At 30.8% G+C, this 17638-nt stretch carries 14 protein-coding genes, 1 other RNA gene and 1 pseudogene; 10 read left to right on the forward strand and 6 right to left on the reverse strand.

The annotated features are described in order from the left end of the window. Nucleotides 1-3: 3 nt before the first annotated feature. Nucleotides 4-633, reverse strand: a complete 630-nt coding sequence (locus H527_RS24860; RefSeq protein ID WP_487042768.1) for a glycosyltransferase — start codon at nucleotides 631-633, stop codon at nucleotides 4-6. Further along, nucleotides 616-1089: pseudogene (locus H527_RS24865) on the reverse strand (glycosyltransferase); the annotation flags it as partial. The pseudogene H527_RS24865 and the gene H527_RS24860, both read right to left, overlap by 18 nt. 182 nt (nucleotides 1090-1271) lie before the next feature. Here H527_RS24865 and glf point away from each other — a divergent pair. The 5 genes from glf to rny all read left to right on the forward strand — a co-directional run bounded on the left by glf (nucleotide 1272) and on the right by rny (nucleotide 4854). Beyond that, on the forward strand, nucleotides 1272-2387 hold the full coding sequence (gene glf, locus H527_RS0116275) for a UDP-galactopyranose mutase (protein ID WP_027413675.1): 1116 nt from the start codon (nucleotides 1272-1274) through the stop codon (nucleotides 2385-2387). A 95-nt stretch (nucleotides 2388-2482) separates the two neighbouring features. Next, on the forward strand, nucleotides 2483-2773 hold the full coding sequence (locus H527_RS0116280) for a hypothetical protein (RefSeq protein WP_027413676.1): 291 nt from the start codon (nucleotides 2483-2485) through the stop codon (nucleotides 2771-2773). Nucleotides 2774-2779: 6 nt separating this feature from the next. Next, on the forward strand, nucleotides 2780-3070 hold the full coding sequence (locus tag H527_RS0116285) for a cell division protein ZapA (protein ID WP_027413677.1): 291 nt from the start codon (nucleotides 2780-2782) through the stop codon (nucleotides 3068-3070). Nucleotides 3071-3123: 53 nt separating this feature from the next. After that, a non-coding RNA gene (gene ssrS / locus H527_RS23595) (6S RNA) lies at nucleotides 3124-3230 on the forward strand. Nucleotides 3231-3285: 55 nt separating this feature from the next. Then, nucleotides 3286-4854 carry a ribonuclease Y gene (gene rny, locus H527_RS0116290; protein ID WP_027413678.1) on the forward strand — a complete coding sequence of 523 codons (1569 nt, stop codon included), beginning with the start codon at nucleotides 3286-3288 and terminating at the stop codon, nucleotides 4852-4854. 78 nt (nucleotides 4855-4932) lie between these two features. On the opposite strand, the gene H527_RS0116295 is transcribed toward rny, so the two are convergent. Then, nucleotides 4933-5310, reverse strand: coding sequence for a hypothetical protein (locus tag H527_RS0116295; protein WP_027413679.1), 378 nt, complete (start codon nucleotides 5308-5310; stop codon nucleotides 4933-4935). A gap of 261 nt (nucleotides 5311-5571) precedes the next feature. Next, the gene (locus H527_RS0116300; protein ID WP_027413680.1) at nucleotides 5572-8124 is read right to left on the reverse strand and encodes an ATP-dependent Clp protease ATP-binding subunit; all 2553 of its coding nucleotides are present in this window, start codon (nucleotides 8122-8124) and stop codon (nucleotides 5572-5574) included. Between the two features lie 333 nt (nucleotides 8125-8457). Here H527_RS0116300 and gyrA point away from each other — a divergent pair, with 333 nt between their 5' ends. After that, nucleotides 8458-10998 carry a DNA gyrase subunit A gene (gene gyrA, locus H527_RS0116305; protein WP_027413681.1) on the forward strand — a complete coding sequence of 847 codons (2541 nt, stop codon included), beginning with the start codon at nucleotides 8458-8460 and terminating at the stop codon, nucleotides 10996-10998. A 31-nt stretch (nucleotides 10999-11029) separates the two neighbouring features. After that, nucleotides 11030-12304, forward strand: a complete 1275-nt coding sequence (locus H527_RS0116310; RefSeq protein ID WP_027413682.1) for a tetratricopeptide repeat protein — start codon at nucleotides 11030-11032, stop codon at nucleotides 12302-12304. Between the two features lie 63 nt (nucleotides 12305-12367). On the opposite strand, the gene H527_RS0116315 is transcribed toward H527_RS0116310, so the two are convergent. Next, nucleotides 12368-13030 carry a class I SAM-dependent methyltransferase gene (locus H527_RS0116315; protein ID WP_027413683.1) on the reverse strand — a complete coding sequence of 221 codons (663 nt, stop codon included), beginning with the start codon at nucleotides 13028-13030 and terminating at the stop codon, nucleotides 12368-12370. A gap of 190 nt (nucleotides 13031-13220) precedes the next feature. Further along, a complete protein-coding gene (gene pheT, locus H527_RS0116320; RefSeq protein WP_027413684.1) occupies nucleotides 13221-15647 on the reverse strand; it encodes a phenylalanine--tRNA ligase subunit beta in 2427 nt (808 codons plus the stop codon). A 203-nt stretch (nucleotides 15648-15850) separates the two neighbouring features. On the opposite strand from pheT, the gene H527_RS0116325 reads away from it, so the two are divergent. The 3 genes from H527_RS0116325 (at nucleotide 15851) to H527_RS24055 (ending at nucleotide 17394) form a co-directional block, all read left to right on the forward strand. Continuing rightward, nucleotides 15851-16261, forward strand: a complete 411-nt coding sequence (locus tag H527_RS0116325; RefSeq protein ID WP_027413685.1) for a hypothetical protein — start codon at nucleotides 15851-15853, stop codon at nucleotides 16259-16261. Between the two features lie 224 nt (nucleotides 16262-16485). Continuing rightward, on the forward strand, nucleotides 16486-16689 hold the full coding sequence (locus H527_RS0116330) for a hypothetical protein (RefSeq protein ID WP_027413686.1): 204 nt from the start codon (nucleotides 16486-16488) through the stop codon (nucleotides 16687-16689). 42 nt (nucleotides 16690-16731) lie between these two features. Continuing rightward, nucleotides 16732-17394 carry a hypothetical protein gene (locus H527_RS24055; protein ID WP_027413687.1) on the forward strand — a complete coding sequence of 221 codons (663 nt, stop codon included), beginning with the start codon at nucleotides 16732-16734 and terminating at the stop codon, nucleotides 17392-17394. Nucleotides 17395-17638 lie beyond the last annotated feature (244 nt).

Raw genomic sequence — 17638 nt, forward strand, 5'->3', positions numbered from 1 at the left:
AGGTTAAGCCTTTTTTAGAGCTTGATTAATAGCATCACTTAAATATCCTCCAGAAATAATTTTTGTTCTAACCTTATCAATATTGTTTTTCATTGTCTTATAATCGTCTATGGATAGGTTATTAAGTTTATCACTTAATTGATCCAAATTTGAAATTGTAAAACCAATATTGTTTTCTTTTATAAAAGTACTTATGGCAGCTTTATCCCATACGATTACAGGAAGACCGCATAAAATATATAAAGAAGTTTTATGAGGATTGTTATATTTTAAGTACTGTCCATATTGTCCACTACATTGCTCTGTAGAAACACCATCCCAAACTAAACCAAAAGACCCTTTTATTTCATAAGCGACAACATCAGAAGTGAAAGCTCCTTTATAAGATAAAACAGAATTTTCTTTTTCTGTTTTTAGCTTTTGGTAATCAAATCCAATACCATATAGATTCATTTTGAAATCTTTTTGACTTAATAGATCTAAATCATATATATATGAGTTTTTTCCTTCGCCAAATCCACCAGCGTACACAATTTCATAATTACCTTCTTTTTTAAAATTGTTATTTTGACTAGGCAATCCTTTATCCAAAATATAATCAAAAATACCTAATACTATGATAGGTATAGTCACCCCTTGTTCTAAAAACCAGTTCTTCATTGCATTATTATGTACTATAATAGCAGAAGATGGAGTGATTTTTTGAAGTTCTTTATTAGCATTTCCTGTTCTACCTTTTAAAAACCTTACATCATGTACAATAGTGATGATTTTGCATTTTTTTAATTGGGCAATAAATAAGACGTATCCTCTAAACTTGTTTAAAGGATATTGCGTACATAAAGTACTCTTGTACGGTAAACGTAATAACGCATAAGTTATTCCTAAAAAATTTTTAACAGTACCAATCGCAGAATTTGGAATTGAAGATTGTTTAAATCCAAGGTTTTTAAAACCAATATTGTTTAAAATAGTTTCACAATCCGTTTTTGCTTTACCTGCAGCATTAAAAAGAGATTTATAATTTCTGGAAATGAAATATCCTACCATATGAGTACATAATTTTAAAAAATGCCAAGATACATACATTTTATTTTTTTGAACATATATCCAAAGAAATAGATGTTAATTTATATGTTTGATTTTTTATTGAAATAACAAAGTTATTAGTTTCGTTAAGCCGATTCTAAATAGTATAGCAGTAAATATTATTAAAAACAGTAGTTTTGACAACCAAAGTTATAAAAATTCTATTTTAAAGAAATATATAAGTGAAAGAAAAAAGATATGACTACCTAATTGTAGGAGCAGGGCTATTTGGGAGCGTATTTGCTCATGAAATGACTAAACGTAATAAAAAGTGTTTGGTAATAGATAAACGAGATCATTTAGGAGGTAATGTGTATTGTGAGCAAAAAGAAGGGATGAATATACATAAATATGGTGCTCATATTTTTCATACCAATGATAAAAAGATTTGGGATTATGTAAATCAATTTGCCGTTTTTAATAATTATATAAACTCTCCTTTGTCTTTATCAAAGGGTAAATTATATAATTTACCCTTTAATATGAATACATTTTATCAACTATGGGGAACTAAAACACCTACAGAGGCCAAAAAAATAATTGATAAACAAATACAGGAATATGGTGTAGAATCCCCTAAAAACCTAGAAGAACAAGCATTGTCCTTAGTAGGTAAAGATATTTATGAAACTTTTATCAAAGAATATACAGAAAAGCAATGGGGCAAAAAAGCTACAGAGCTTCCTGCTTTTATAATTAAGCGTTTGCCTGTAAGGTTTACTTATGACAACAACTATTTTAATGATAGATATCAAGGGATTCCAGTTGGAGGGTATAACACTATTATTGATGGATTGTTAAGAGATATTGAAACTAGAGTGGGAGTAGATTTTTTTGAAAGCAGAGAAGAGTTAGAATCATTAGCAGATAAGGTTGTTTATACTGGTAAAATAGATGAGTTTTTTGAATATAAATATGGACAATTAGAATATAGATCTTTAAGATTTGAACATGAATTACATGATATGAATAATTATCAAGGTAATGCGGTTGTTAATTATAATGATACATCTTATCCGTATACAAGGATAATCGAACACAAACATTTTGAGTTTGGTAAACAAGATAAAACAATTATCACCAAAGAATATCCAGAAAACTGGAATAAAGATAAGGAAGCATATTACCCAATTAATAACGATAAAAATCAAACGATTTTTAAAAAGTATAGAGAAGAATCTAAGCTATCTGAAAATTATATTTTTGGAGGTAGATTGGCAGAATATAGATATTATGATATGCATCAAATAATCGGATCTTCTCTGGCTAAAGTAGGTGAAATATCAAAGGATAAGTAGTAATAAAAACTAACTTTAAAATTAGTTAAAAAACTATTGGGTTTTTTCAATTGGTATGTTAACTTTGTGTAACGAAGTATTGCGTGAAATTTACAATGAGCGATTTGATTGAAATTATTGATTCTCTTGAAAATAAGATAAATAAGTTGCTTCATAAATATGAATTTATGAAACAACAAAATGCAGATTTAAAAGAGAAAATAGCGAGATTGGAATCCAATTCAGAGCTTCAGATAGATCAATTAAGGCAGTGGGAAGAAAAATTCAGTGCGCTCAAGAATGCTAACGCAATGCTAGGCAGTGACGAACATAAAAGGGAAACCAAGCTCAAAATAAATGCATTAATAAGAGAGATTGATATGTGTATAGCACAGCTCTCTGAGTAAATTAATATGGCAGACAAGCTTAAGATTAAATTATCTATTGCAGATCGTATATACCCATTAACGATTAATCCGGATCAGGAAGAAGGGTTACGAAAAGCAGCGAAAAAAATAGAGACTATGATTAAGCAATTTGAGCAAAGTTATGCGGTAAGAGATAAGCAAGATGTATTAGCAATGTGTGCTTTGCAACTTGCGGCACAAGTAGAACAAAAAACTATAGATAAAGAAGGGGATATGGTTAATGTTGCAAATAGGTTGAATGACTTAAACGATTTGCTTTATAACCACTTATCATAAAGTTCTTTTTAAAATAAATAGGTTACTGCCTACACTAGTTGTTATTTTGATAAACTCAACAAGAATTAATTAAAAAGGGTGAGTTTAAATTGTGAAAGCGCGCCGCCTTGAGCGGATTCTTGAGCAGTTTGTTAGCCCTAAACCTGTTTTTACAGAGTTTATACAAAACCTTTACTAGTGTAGGCTTTTTTTATATATAAATACTCACATAAATTATGGATAATAATATTGTTTTTTTGATAATTGCTGGAATAACAGGACTGGTGATAGGGTTTATTATCGCAAAAGTTTTGGAAAAAAGCAAGGCATCAGAAATAATTAAAAATGCTAAAAAAACTTCCGAAAGTATTCTGCGAGATGCTAAAAGTGAAGGAGAAACTATTAAAAAAGATAAAATATTACAAGCAAAAGAAAAATTTATAGAATTAAAATCGGAACATGAAAAAGTAATATTGTCTCGCGATAAAAAAATAGCTGAAGCTGAAAAAAGAATAAGAGATAAAGAGTCACAGGTATCTAATGAGTTATCTAAAAATAAAAAGCTTAGTACAGAATTAGAACAAAAAATAAAAGAGAGTGATCAGCGTCAAGATTACTTAGAAAAGAAACAAAGTGAACTTAAAAAACTTCATAAAAGTCAAGTACAACAATTAGAAGTCATTTCTGGATTGTCTGCAGAAGAAGCAAAAGATCAATTAGTAGAATCATTAAAAGGTCAGGCTAAAACAGATGCAATGGCACTAATTCAAGGTACTATTGAAGAAGCTAAACTAACAGCTCAGCAAGAAGCGAAAAAAGTTATAATTAATACTATTCAACGAATAGGTACAGAAGAAGCGATAGAAAATTGTGTTTCTGTATTTAATATTGAAAGCGATGATGTTAAAGGTCGTATTATAGGTAGAGAAGGAAGAAATATTAGAGCTATCGAAGCCGCTACAGGAGTTGAAATTATAGTAGATGATACCCCAGAAGCTATTATCTTATCCTGTTTTGATTCAGTAAGAAGAGAGGTAGCTCGTTTATCGTTACATAAATTAGTTACCGATGGAAGGATTCATCCTGCTCGAATAGAAGAAGTGGTGAAAAAAACCAGAAAACAAATTGATGAAGAGATTATAGAGGTAGGTAAACGTACTGTTATTGATTTAGGAATTCATGGGTTGCATCCAGAATTGATAAAGACGGTAGGTAGAATGAAGTATAGATCTTCTTATGGTCAGAATCTTTTACAGCACTCTAGAGAAGTTGCAAAATTATGTGGAGTAATGGCGGCTGAGTTAGGTTTAAATCCAAAATTAGCAAAAAGAGCAGGTTTATTACATGATATAGGTAAAGTGCCAGATACAGAAACAGAAGTTCCTCATGCTATACTAGGGATGCAGTGGGCAGAAAAATATGGAGAAAAAGAAGAAGTTTGCAATGCAATAGGAGCTCACCATGATGAAGTAGAAATGACTTCTTTGATATCACCTATTGTTCAGGTTTGTGATGCCATTAGTGGTGCTAGACCTGGTGCAAGGAGACAAGTTTTAGATTCTTATATACAAAGATTGAAAGATTTAGAAGGTATTGCTTTTAGATTTGAAGGTGTAAAGAAAGCGTATGCAATTCAGGCAGGTAGAGAATTACGTGTAATTGTTGAAAGCGAAAAGGTAAATGATGAAAAAGCAGCAAGTCTTTCTTTTGAGATTTCGCAAAAAATACAAACAGATATGACGTATCCTGGTCAAGTAAAAGTTACTGTGATACGAGAAACCAGAGCAGTTAATATTGCAAAATAAATTCTTTTAAAATAAACACAACAAAGCGATGCTATTAAAATAGCATCGCTTTGTTGTGTTTAGAATATAGCCCTGGTTTTAATCTTTATATTTCTGTATAATCATATTTTTCCATGCTAAAGCTTCTTTCATAGTATTAAATTGTTTAAACTCTTTTTCGAAAAATATTTTTTCTACTCTAGTTTGCATTTTTTGTTTAGGGTCTTTAGATACTACGATAAAACCTACTAAATTTTTTATTTTAGAAGTATCTAGGTAAACAGTGGGGTTTACAGCGTAAGAATTAATACGATGAGAGATATATACAAAAGCTTTGTTTTTAAAGTGTTTTTCCACAATTTGTAATAAAACATTGTTATGATCGGGAGAGACTGTAACACCTTCTTTCATTTTGGCTTTGACATAATCTTCATATATTTCTATATGGCAAAAATAAAAATCATAAGAGGTTATCATTGGGTGTTTATTTGCTTTTTGATTTTATTTTAGATGGTAAAAACTGCATAAAAAATAAAATCTCTCTAATTCCGACTTTTAATATACAAAAAACTGTGGATTATTATGGTAGTCTTGTGTTTCTGTTAGTTTTTTCATTATAAATATAGCTTTTCAGTGTATGAAAAAACCTGTAAAAATAATTTTTACAGGTTTGTTTTAGGTTGTTGTAAGGATAACTCCTCTCTCTATGTTGTAAAAAAACTGCTCGTTTTGTTAAAGTTATGATTCTGTAGACTTTTCAGCTTTCTTGATAGTGATTGTCAGTTCTTCGGAATCTTTATCCATATCCATAAAAATAGTGTCTCCTTCCTGAAGCTGGGCATTAATTATTTCTTCAGCAAGAGCGTCTTCGATGTATTTCTGGATAGCTCTTTTTAGTGGTCTCGCACCGTATTGTTTGTCAAAACCTTTTTCTGTTATATAATCTTTAGCTTTTTCACTCAGTGTTAAATCATATCCTAGATCTTTTATTCTTCCGTATAATTTATCTAGTTCAATATCTATAATTTTATGAATATCCTCTCTTTCTAGCGCATTAAAAACTACTACATCATCGACTCTGTTTAAGAATTCTGGAGCAAAGGCTTTCTTTAAAGCATTTTCTATAACTCCTTTTGCATAATCTTCTGCTTGAGTTTTCTTGGCGGTAGTCCCAAAACCAACTCCTTGACCAAAATCTTTTAACTTACGAGCTCCTATGTTAGAAGTCATGATGATTATTGCGTTTCTGAAATCAATTTTTCGGCCTAAACTATCTGTTAGATACCCATCGTCTAATACCTGAAGCATCATATTGAAAACATCTGGATGTGCTTTTTCTATTTCATCTAATAGAATTACGGCATACGGTTTTCTTCTGACTTTTTCTGTAAGTTGCCCTCCTTCTTCATACCCTACGTATCCAGGAGGTGCTCCTATAAGTCTAGATACAGCAAACTTTTCCATGTATTCACTCATGTCGATACGTATTAAAGCATCTTCATTGTCAAAGAGTTCTTTTGCTAAAACTTTTGCTAATTGTGTTTTACCAACACCTGTTTGTCCTAGGAATATAAAAGAACCTATTGGCTTATTAGGATCTTTTAGTCCTGCACGATTTCTTTGTATAGCTTTAACTACTTTTTTAACAGCTTCTTCTTGACCGATTACTTTGCCCATAATTAAATCAGGTAATTCAGCAAGTTTGTTACTTTCGGTTTGTGCAATACGATTTACAGGTATGCCAGTCATCATAGAAACCACATCAGCAACATTGTCTTCGCTTACAATTTCCTTATGTAATTTAGAGTCTTTTTCCCACTGTTCTTGAGCTACAACTAGTTCTTTTTCGAGATTTTTTTCATCATCTCTAAGTTTTGCAGCCTCTTCGTATTTTTGTTTTTTAACTACACTGTTTTTAAGCTCTCTTACCTCTTCTAATTTTTTTTCTAGATCAAGTATTTTTTTAGGAACATCAATATTAGTAATGTGTACTCTGGATCCGGCTTCATCTAAAGCATCAATAGCTTTGTCGGGTAAAAAGCGATCTGTCATGTATCGATTCGTTAATTTTACACATGCTAAAATTGCTTCGGGAGTATAAATAACATTATGATGTTCTTCGTATTTTTCCTTAATATTGTTAAGGATCTCTATAGTTTCTTCGATATTTGTAGGTTCTACAATCACTTTCTGAAAACGTCTTTCTAAAGCGCCATCTTTTTCTATATATTGCCTATACTCATCTAAGGTGGTAGCTCCTATACATTGAATTTCTCCCCTTGCTAGTGCAGGTTTAAACATGTTTGAAGCATCCAGACTTCCTGTTGCGCCACCAGCACCAACAATGGTATGGATTTCATCTATAAAAAGAATGATATCATCGTTCTTTTCTAATTCATTCATTACCGCCTTCATTCTTTCTTCAAACTGCCCTCTGTATTTTGTTCCAGCCACTAAGCTAGCTAAATCTAGGGTTACTACTCTTTTGTCAAATAGGATTCTTGAAACTTTTCGTTGAATTATTCTCAAAGCTAGCCCTTCTGCTATAGCAGATTTACCAACACCAGGTTCTCCTATTAGTAATGGGTTATTTTTTTTGCGCCTGCTTAATATTTGAGAAACCCGCTCTATTTCTTTAGATCTACCTACTACTGGATCTAGTTTACCTTCTTCTGCCATAGCAGTTAAATCTCGTCCAAAGTTATCTAAAACCGGAGTTTTTGATTTTTTTCCTGTTTTAGCTCCTCCAGGGGAGTTAAAAGGGTTTTCTTTAGAATCACCCGTTAAATCATCATCGTCTTCAGAAAAGGATTCTGCTTTAGGGTTATCGATATACTCTTCTTCGTTGGTTATCATAAACTTAAATTGGTCTTTAACGTTATCATAATCTACTTTTAAACGATTTAAAAGTTTTGTAGTTGGGTCGTTTTCATTTCTTAGAATGCATAATAAAAGATGTGCAGTATTTATAGAGGCACTCTGAAATAGTTTTGCTTCCAAAAACGTAGTTTTTAACGCTCTTTCCGCTTGTCTAGTTAAATGTAAGTTTTTTTTCTCATTTGAAGCGACTGCCACACTAGGGTTTGCCGGACTGAGGATTTCAACCTTTCTTCTTAAATTTGTTAAATCAATATCTAAAGCATCAAGGATACTTATCGCTTTTCCGCTTCCATCTCGTAGCAATCCTAGCATAAGATGTTCTGTGCCAATAAAATCGTGCCCCAATCTAAGTGCTTCTTCTTTACTGTATGCTATAACATCTTTGACTCTGGGAGAAAAATTATCATCCATAAAATTATTCTCTTTCTTTTTTCTTTATAACTAAAATAGTAATTTTTAGAATTATATTGACAAAAAACTATTCTTTTTAATCGATGATTAACATATACCTTTAATATAAAAAGTAATTTGTCATATAATTTTAATGTTTTTTACTTCTATATTGTAAATAGACAAAAAATGCTTTAATAATCAAAACCTATAATAATAGACTTATTAACTATATATATCCTTATTATTGTTAATAAATTACGTATATTACATAGATGAATAGGTGTTAAAACAGTCTTAGATTGTTTAAATTAGCGCGTTTAATTAATTAATTTTAGAATAAAAAAATTTTTTATGGCAGAAGGAGAAAAGCTTATACCTATCAATATAGAAGATGAGATGAAATCTGCATACATTGATTATTCAATGTCTGTTATTGTTTCTCGAGCTCTTCCGGATGTTAGAGATGGTCTTAAACCCGTACATAGACGTGTTTTGTTTGGTATGTATGAATTGGGTGTTAAAGCAAATAGTGCTCATAAGAAATCTGCAAGAATTGTAGGAGAGGTATTAGGTAAGTATCACCCTCATGGAGATACTTCGGTATATGACACTATGGTTCGTATGGCTCAAGAATGGAGTTTGAGGTACATGCTTGTAGATGGTCAGGGTAACTTTGGTTCTGTAGATGGAGATAGTCCTGCAGCAATGCGTTATACAGAGGCAAGAATGCGTAAGATATCTGAGGATATGCTAGCTGATATTGAAAAAGAAACTGTAGATCATACTCTTAACTTTGATGATACATTATTAGAGCCAACAGTTCTCCCTACAAGAGTACCAGGGTTATTAATTAATGGTGCTTCTGGTATTGCAGTAGGTATGGCTACCAATATGCCTCCTCATAATTTAAGTGAGGTTGTGGATGGTACTATTGCTTACATTGAAAATAATGATATTGAAATAGATGAACTTATACAGCATATCAAGGCACCTGATTTTCCTACAGGAGGTACAATTTACGGATATGATGGAGTAAGAGAAGCTTTTAAGACAGGTAGGGGAAGGATTGTAATGCGAGCCAAAGCTATTTTTGAGGAAGTTAATGGAAGAGAGTCTATTATCGTAACAGAAATTCCTTATCAGGTAAATAAGGCGGACATGATTAAAAAGACTGCCGATCTTGTAAATGATAAAAAAATAGACGGAATCTCTACGATTCGAGATGAATCTGATAGAAATGGTATGCGTATTGTGTACGTTTTAAAACGAGATGCAATACCTAATATAGTTCTAAATCTTTTATATAAATATACAGCATTACAATCTTCTTTTAGTGTTAATAACATTGCCTTAGTAAAAGGCAGACCACAGTTATTAAATGTGAAAGAAATGATTTATCATTTTGTTGAACATAGACACGAAGTTGTTATTCGCCGTACAAGATATGAATTAAGGAAAGCCGAAGAAAGAGCACATATTCTAGAGGGTTTAATTATTGCATCGGATAATATAGACGAGGTAATAGCTTTAATAAGAGCGTCTTCTAATGCAGATGAAGCTCGCGAAAAATTAATTGAAAGATTTAAATTATCCGAACTTCAGGCAAAAGCAATTGTAGAAATGCGCTTACGCCAGCTTACTGGACTAGAGCAGGATAAATTACGTGCAGAGTATGAAGAATTGATGAAAACTATTGAAGATCTTAAAGATATCTTAGATAAGAAAGATCGTAGAATGCAAATCATCAAAGACGAGTTGATCGAAGTAAAAGAAAAGTATGGAGATGAACGCCGTTCTCAAATCGAATATGCAGGAGGAGATTTAAGTATTGAAGATATGATCCCGAATGAAAAAGTAGTAATAACTATTTCTCATGCAGGATATATTAAAAGAACATCTCTTAATGAATATAAAAAACAGCATAGAGGGGGAGTAGGACAAAAAGGAAGTACAACACGTAATGAAGATTTTCTTGAACATCTATTTGTAGGAACAAATCATCAATATATGTTATTTTTTACGCAAACAGGGAAATGTTTCTGGATGCGTGTGTATGAAATTCCAGAGGGTAGTAAAACATCTAAAGGAAGAGCTATTCAAAACCTAATTAATATACATAGTGATGATAAAGTGAAAGCTTTTATTTGTACTCAGGATCTTAAAGACGAAGAGTATATTAATTCTCATTATGTCATAATGGCAACAAAGAAAGGTCAGGTCAAAAAGACATCATTAGAGCAATACTCTAGACCAAGGACTAATGGTATAAATGCTATTACGATAAAGGATGGTGATGAACTTCTTGAGGCTAAATTAACAGATGGTAAGAGTCAGGTAATGCTTGCTGTAAAATCTGGTAAGGCAATACGATTTGAAGAAGAAAAAACGAGACCAATGGGTCGTGGAGCATCTGGGGTAAGAGGAATACGATTAGCAGATGACAAAGACGAAGTAATAGGAATGGTTGCTGTAAATGAAATGGACAGTAATATTTTGGTGGTTTCAGAAAATGGTTATGGTAAACGTTCAAAGTTAGAAGATTATAGAGTAACCAATAGAGGTGGTAAAGGAGTAAAGACTATCTCTGTAACTAAAAAAACAGGTAACCTTGTAGCTGTTAAAAATGTTACAGATCAAGATGATTTAATGATTATTAATAAATCAGGAATAGCTATTAGACTTGCTATAGAAGATTTAAGAGTAATGGGGCGTGCAACACAAGGGGTACGATTGATTAACCTTAAAGGGAAAGATTCTATTGCTGCAGTAGCAAAAGTTATGCACGATGATGATGAAATAGTAGAAGATGATATTATAGAAGATGTAGACGCTTCTACTGAAGATCCAGATATTTCTATAGATGGCACGAATGTTGATAAAGAAACAGAATAATAAACAAATCCCAATTTTAAAAAATAAAGTAATGAAGACTAAATTTATCGTAGTACTATTCTTAGCATTTAGTGCTGTTGGATTTTCTCAAAAACAAGCATTAAAAGAAGCTTCCAAAGCTCTAAAGTCTGGTAATATGGATATAGCGGCAGAAGCATTAAAAGCAGCAGAAGGGCAATTAAGTGCCGCCGATGAAAAATTAAAAGCACAATATTATTTTCTTAAAGGACAGGTTTTAGCTTCTTCTGCGGGAGATTCTTTGGCGAAGATAGAAGGTGCTGCTAATGCGTATAATAAAACAATTGAAATAGAAAAAGCTGGTGGAGGATCTAAATATGGTACAGATGCAACTCAGAAAATACAGAAAATACGCCAGTCTTTGGTTGAAAAAGCAATAAAAGATCAGGATGTAAAAAATTATAAAGGAGCATCGGAAAAACTTTATTTAGCATATACCACAAATAAAGCAGATACTACTTATTTGTATTATGCAGCGAGTAATGCGGTTAATGGTAAGCACTACATGGAAGCTCTAAAATATTACAATGAGTTAAAAGATCTTGGTTTTAGTGGAGTAAAGGAAGAATACGTAGCGACTAATAAGGAAACAGGAGAAGTAGAACCTTTTGATTCAAAACAAACAAGAGATTTTTCTGTAAAGTCAGGTACATATATTAAACCAGAATTACGTAAATCTGAATCTAGAAAAGGAGAAATAGCTAAAAACATAGCTTTGATCTATATGAGTGAAGGAAAAGATGAAGAAGCGATAGCTGCAATTGAAGACGCAAAAAAAGAAAACCCTAATGATTCTACTTTAATGCAAGCAGAAGCAGATCTTTATTACAAATTAGGCAATATAGCAAAGTATAAAGAGATTATGGAAAAAATAGTTGCTAACGATCCTGAAAACCCAGATTTATTATACAACTTAGGGGTTAGCGCATCTCGTTTGGGAGATAATGATCAGGCTTTAGGTTATTATAAAAAATCATTAGAATTAAGACCAGATTATGCTTCAGCTCAAATAAATATAGCTTCTATTCTTTTAGGAGGAGAAACTAAAATTGTTGATGAAATGAATGCTCTTGGGACATCTTCAAAAGATAATAAAAGATACGAAGAACTTAAAGTTGCAAGAGAAGATCTATATAAAAGTGCAGTTCCGTATTTAGAAGGAGCCTTGAAGAGTCAACCAGATAATGTTGAGGCTATACGTACTTTAATGAATATCTTTTATCAGTTAGATGATCCTAAAGCTGATGAAATGAAAAATAAACTTAAAGCTTTAGAAGGAGGTAATTAATAAGCTACCTTTCTAATAATAAACTAAATAGCCCTGTGTAAAAACACAGGGCTATTTAGTTTATTATAGTTTTTTTATTTTTACTACAGAGTACTTTCTGTCGACTAAATCACCAGATTTACTTTTCACTCTTTCGGTTTTATTAGCAATTTCTATTATTTCTAAATCTATTTTCTTTATAAGTTGGTGTAAGTCCTTATTGTCATAAAGATTAAATTTTTCTTTTACAAAAGGAAGGTTTTTCATGAACTCTTTCTGAGCGAATGTCAAAACTAAGATCCCGTCTTTTTTTAAAACTCGATGAATTTCTCTTAAAAAAGCTGCTGGTTTTTTCCAGAAATAGATAGTGTTAACTGTAAATATTTTATGAAAAGAATCCTTAGAGAATGGAATTTTGATTCCGTTATATATATCAAAATTAACATCATTTCTTAGTATAAGCTCTTTATTAATTCGTTCAGCTTCATCTTTCATTGTTTTTGATATTTCTAACCCATAATATTGAACATTTTTTATTTTGTCGAATATTTTTTTGAGATGGGCACAATTTCCATGACCAATTTCCAAGATAATATCAGACTCTGATAAATTTAAAAAATCAATAGAAGAAATTGTCATTTGAATATTAGATTCATTCATGTTTTCAGCAATCTTAATTCCAAACTCTCCTTCAGGGTTAGATAGCTGTTTTTCAATTTCTTTTAACTCATCATCACTAAAATTCATAATCAGTATTTAAAATTTGGTTTAATTTAAGTTGATTCACTGGATTTTCATTGAATTTGTTTAGATATAGTAAAACATTAACTTTATGTTTTTTTTGATAAATGGTATTAGAAACTAAAAAAGGTAATACCCTTTAAATGGAGTATTACCTTTTTCTCAGTTTAATAGTAAAAATAAAGAAGTATTATGTTTAGCGTAATTCTGCTCCTAATTTACTTTCAAAGTTATATTGTAACTTATTCATGATTTTATCAATTTGCTTATCGGTAAGAGTCTTTTTATCGTCTTGTAATGTAAAACTTACTGCATAAGATTTTTTACCTTTAGGCAAGTTTTTTCCTTGATAGACATCAAATAAACTAACCTCCTTCAAAAATGATTTTTCTGTTTGTTTTGCAAGGGTATGAATCTCTTCAAAATTAATAGATTCGTCTAATAAAAGGGCAAAATCTCGACGCACTTCAGGAAATTTAGAGATATCAGTATATTTTACTTTATTGTATCTTGTGTATTCTAAAACAGTATCCCATTTAAAATCTGCAAATAAAACCTCTTGTGATATAGAAAAATGTTTTGTGATACGCTTTTTTACAATTCCAAGATCTACTAATTTAGATTTGCCTATATATAATGAAATACCTTCTGCAAATAGGTTATTTTGTATAGGTGTTGTTTTTAGTTTGGTTATTCCTAAACGATCTAAAATAGATAAAACAATTCCTTTTAAATAAAAGAAGTCGCTGGTTTTTGAATTAATATTCCAAGTTTCTTGTGATCTGTTACCAGAAATAAGAACACTTAAATGTTTATTTTCGATTCTTCCGCTTTCGTAGCTATGGTAGGTCTTACCGAATTCAAATAATTTAAGATCTGCACGTTTTCTATTAATATTATAAGATACTGCCTCTAATCCTGAAAACAACATAGATCTTCTTAATATTGCTAAATCATTACTTAGAGGATTTAGCATCACTACATCATTTTCACTTTTAAGTTGCTCATTTAGGGAGGTATATTCTGGAGATGTAAGCGAATTGGCTAACATCTCATTAAACCCTTGGGCTGCTAATTGGTTAGAAATAGTATTTTGTATATTATGATCTGCAAATTTATCAATATTAGATATCGAAGCATTTAATTTTTGAGTGAAACTAATATTATTATAGCCGTATACTCTAAGTATCTCTTCAATAACATCTGCTTCTCTTTGTACATCATTTCTATAGGCAGGTATGGTTAAACCAACACCAGATTCTGTTACACTATTAATTTTAATGTCTAGTGAGGTAAGTATCTTTTTAATAGTTTCTGGTGGTAATTCTTCTCCTATTAATTTAGTTGTATTTTCAAAAGATAAGAATACTTGAAAATCTTCTATTTTTTTAGGGTATAAATCTATAATCTCACTAGAAATAACTCCTCCTGCAAATTCTTGTATTAATAAAGCGGCTCTTTTAAGAGCGTATTCTGTGATATTTGGATCAATCCCTCGTTCAAACCTAAAAGATGCGTCTGTGTTTAAACCATGTCGTTTAGCAGTTTTTCGAATACTAACAGGATCAAAATATGCACTTTCTAAGAAAACAGAAGTGGTAGTTTTTGTTACACCAGAGTTAACACCTCCAAAAACCCCAGCAATACAAAGTGGTTTTACGGCATCACAAATCATTAAATCTTCTGGATGTAGCTCTCTTTCTACTTCGTCTAATGTTGTGAATTTAGTACCTGTTTCAATTGTTTTTACTTCAATTTTATTTCCTTCAATATTATGCGCGTCAAAAGCGTGTAAAGGTTGCCCTAATTCATGTAAAACATAATTGGTAACATCTACAACATTATTTTTAGGAGTAACTCCAATAGCTTTTAATCTATGTTGTATCCATGTGGGAGATTCCTTAACTTTAATATCAGAAATTATTACACCGCAATATCTTGGAGCTAAATTTGGTTTTTTTACTTCCACATCAATTTTATGTAGTCTGTTTTCTACTCTAAAACTGCTAACTGAAGGAGTAATAAGTTCTAAATTAATATCTTTTTGGGATAGTCCAGCTTTAAGATCACGAGCAACTCCCCAATGGCTCATAGCATCTGCACGATTTGGGGTAAGACCAATTTCAAAAATTTTATCATTTTCAATATCAAATATTTTAGAAGCTTTTGTGCCTACGGAGATATCTGTATCTAAAACCATAATTCCATCATGATTTTTTCCCAAACCTAATTCATCTTCTGCACAGATCATTCCATGACTTTCTTCGCCTCGTATTTTCCCTTTTTTTATTACCCATTCCTTTCCTTGTTCATCGTATAACTTAGTGCCAATAGTAGCTACAGGAACTTTTTGACCTGCAGCAACATTAGGTGCGCCACAAACTATCTGTACTTGCTGACCATTACCTAAATCAACTTTTGTAATTTTTAATTTATCTGCATTAGGATGTTTTTCGCAGGTAATAACTTGTCCTACGACAACACCTTCTAATCCTCCTTTTACACTTTGATAAGCATCTATTCCTTCTACTTCTAAACCTAAATCGGTAAGAAGTTCACCAGTTTTTTCGACATCCCAATCGGTCTTGATAAATTGTTTTAGCCAGTTATATGAAATCTTCATCGGTACTCTTTCTAAAATTCAGTTGGTAAAGATACTATATTGGGTAGAGGATACAAATTAGAACTATCTTATCTTCATAAAAAAGAAAGTAATTTTTTTTAATAATTTCATTGTAAGGAAATTGAAAGTATGTAATAAAGTGATTTTCATGATTTAAAGACCTGTTTTTTTATTATTTTTGATATATACAAAAATATATAATGATGAATCCCCTTAAATATATACTATTAGTCGTTTGTTTTATTTTGTTTGGAAATACCGCTTTTTCGCAAGAAAAAAAAACAGAAAACCCAGATAAAATAAAAAGTAAAGAATCTAAGAATAAAAAGGTTCAAAAACAAGATGGTTTAGAGACTCAAAGTTTGCCTACTAAGTCTAGTATTCCTATGTCTATTAAAAAAAAGAAACAGGGAAAAGAAAAAATGACATCCAATATATTGAAATCACACCAAACAAAAGATGGAGATGAAGTATTTTATTTGAATGATGAAAATGTTAAAAACTTAAAAGTAAAAAGTAAAAAAGAGACTAATACTACGAATATTTTAGTAATACGAGATTCTGAAAAACTAGAGCAATTAAAAAAAGGAAAAGCGGTAAAGATTAAAGAATAATAGGTTTATGTAATGATCAAGAATTTAATTTTTTTTATCGTACTGTAAAAAATATATTATATAAAATATCAACATAAGTTTTTTAAAATCAATAAACTCGGAGCAATTTCACGAGGTATGTTTCCGAAAATATATTTTGTTTTTGATACAAACCTTGGAGAATTAAATTCACAATGTGGATTAAATAATACTATTTCACTTATACTAAAGAACAACCCATAATTATGAAAACAACAATCCAATTATTTGCTTTACTACTTTTCTTAGGAATGTTTTCTTGTACCGATAAGAAAAAAGAAGCAGAAGAAACAAAAGTTGCTATTGAAAAAATTGAAGCAGTGGAATCTGAACTAGAACAAATTTCTGAAGAAGTAGAATCTAAAGTAGAAGAGTTAGAAGAGTCTTTAGAAGATTTGGATAGTATTTAAAAAAACATTTATAACATCATTAATTAACCAAAACAAAAAACTATGAAACCACTTAAATTAATAATGATATTGATGCTGATTTTCGTTTTAGGGAATTCAACAACTTTTGCCCAAGGAAAATCTCAGGAAGCCAAACAAAAGATTCTTGATAATAAAAATAAAGGGCAAGAAAAATTGAAAGAAAGTAAAGAAAAAGTGGAAGATGTAAAACAAAAAGGAAAAGAAAAAGCTGAAGAATTAGAAGATGAAGTAAAAGAAAAGACAGAAGAGGTAAGAGAAAAAGTAGCAAAAAAGATTGAAAAAGCAGAAGAGAAAGCCGAAAAAGCTTTTAAAAAAGCTAAAAAAGAAACCAAAGAAAAAGCGTATAGTAAAAATAAAGAAGGTTTAGTAGGTAAAGAATTTGGTCTAGCTAGAGCAGGAGAAGCTAAAGAAATGATTGAAAAGCGTAGTGAAGTGATTAAGAAAAATGAAGAAAGAATAACAAAAGGAAAGCAAAAAATAGAAGCTGCTAAAGAACGCTTAGCAAAAGCTAAAGAAAAAGAAGGAGAAGAAGCACTCACTCCCGAAGAAATCACAGAAAAAGAAGCTAAAATAGCTAAAGCAGAAATAAAATTAAATGCTTTGAAAGAAGCAATTTCTAAAGGGAAAGAAAAATTAAAAGCAGGAAAAGAAAAATTAGAAAAACTATACATAAAAGAAAAATAGATTTTTTTAGTAAAGTATAAAAAAAGACAGATTTTCCAGAAAGTTATAAATAGCTTTCTGGATTTTTTTATGATAATATTGCAACTATCTAAAAGTTAGATTTGAGAGCAAATAATAAAAATACAAATCATTTATTTTAGGAGGTAATTAGTAGTTTTAGTTTATTTTTATTTTCTTTAAAACATATAATTATCTTGTTTAATCCTATCGAAATAATACAAACTTTCGAACACTTATTAAAAAA

Source organism: Aquimarina muelleri DSM 19832 (genome assembly GCF_000430665.1).
Taxonomy (GTDB): Bacteria; Bacteroidota; Bacteroidia; order Flavobacteriales; family Flavobacteriaceae; genus Aquimarina; species Aquimarina muelleri.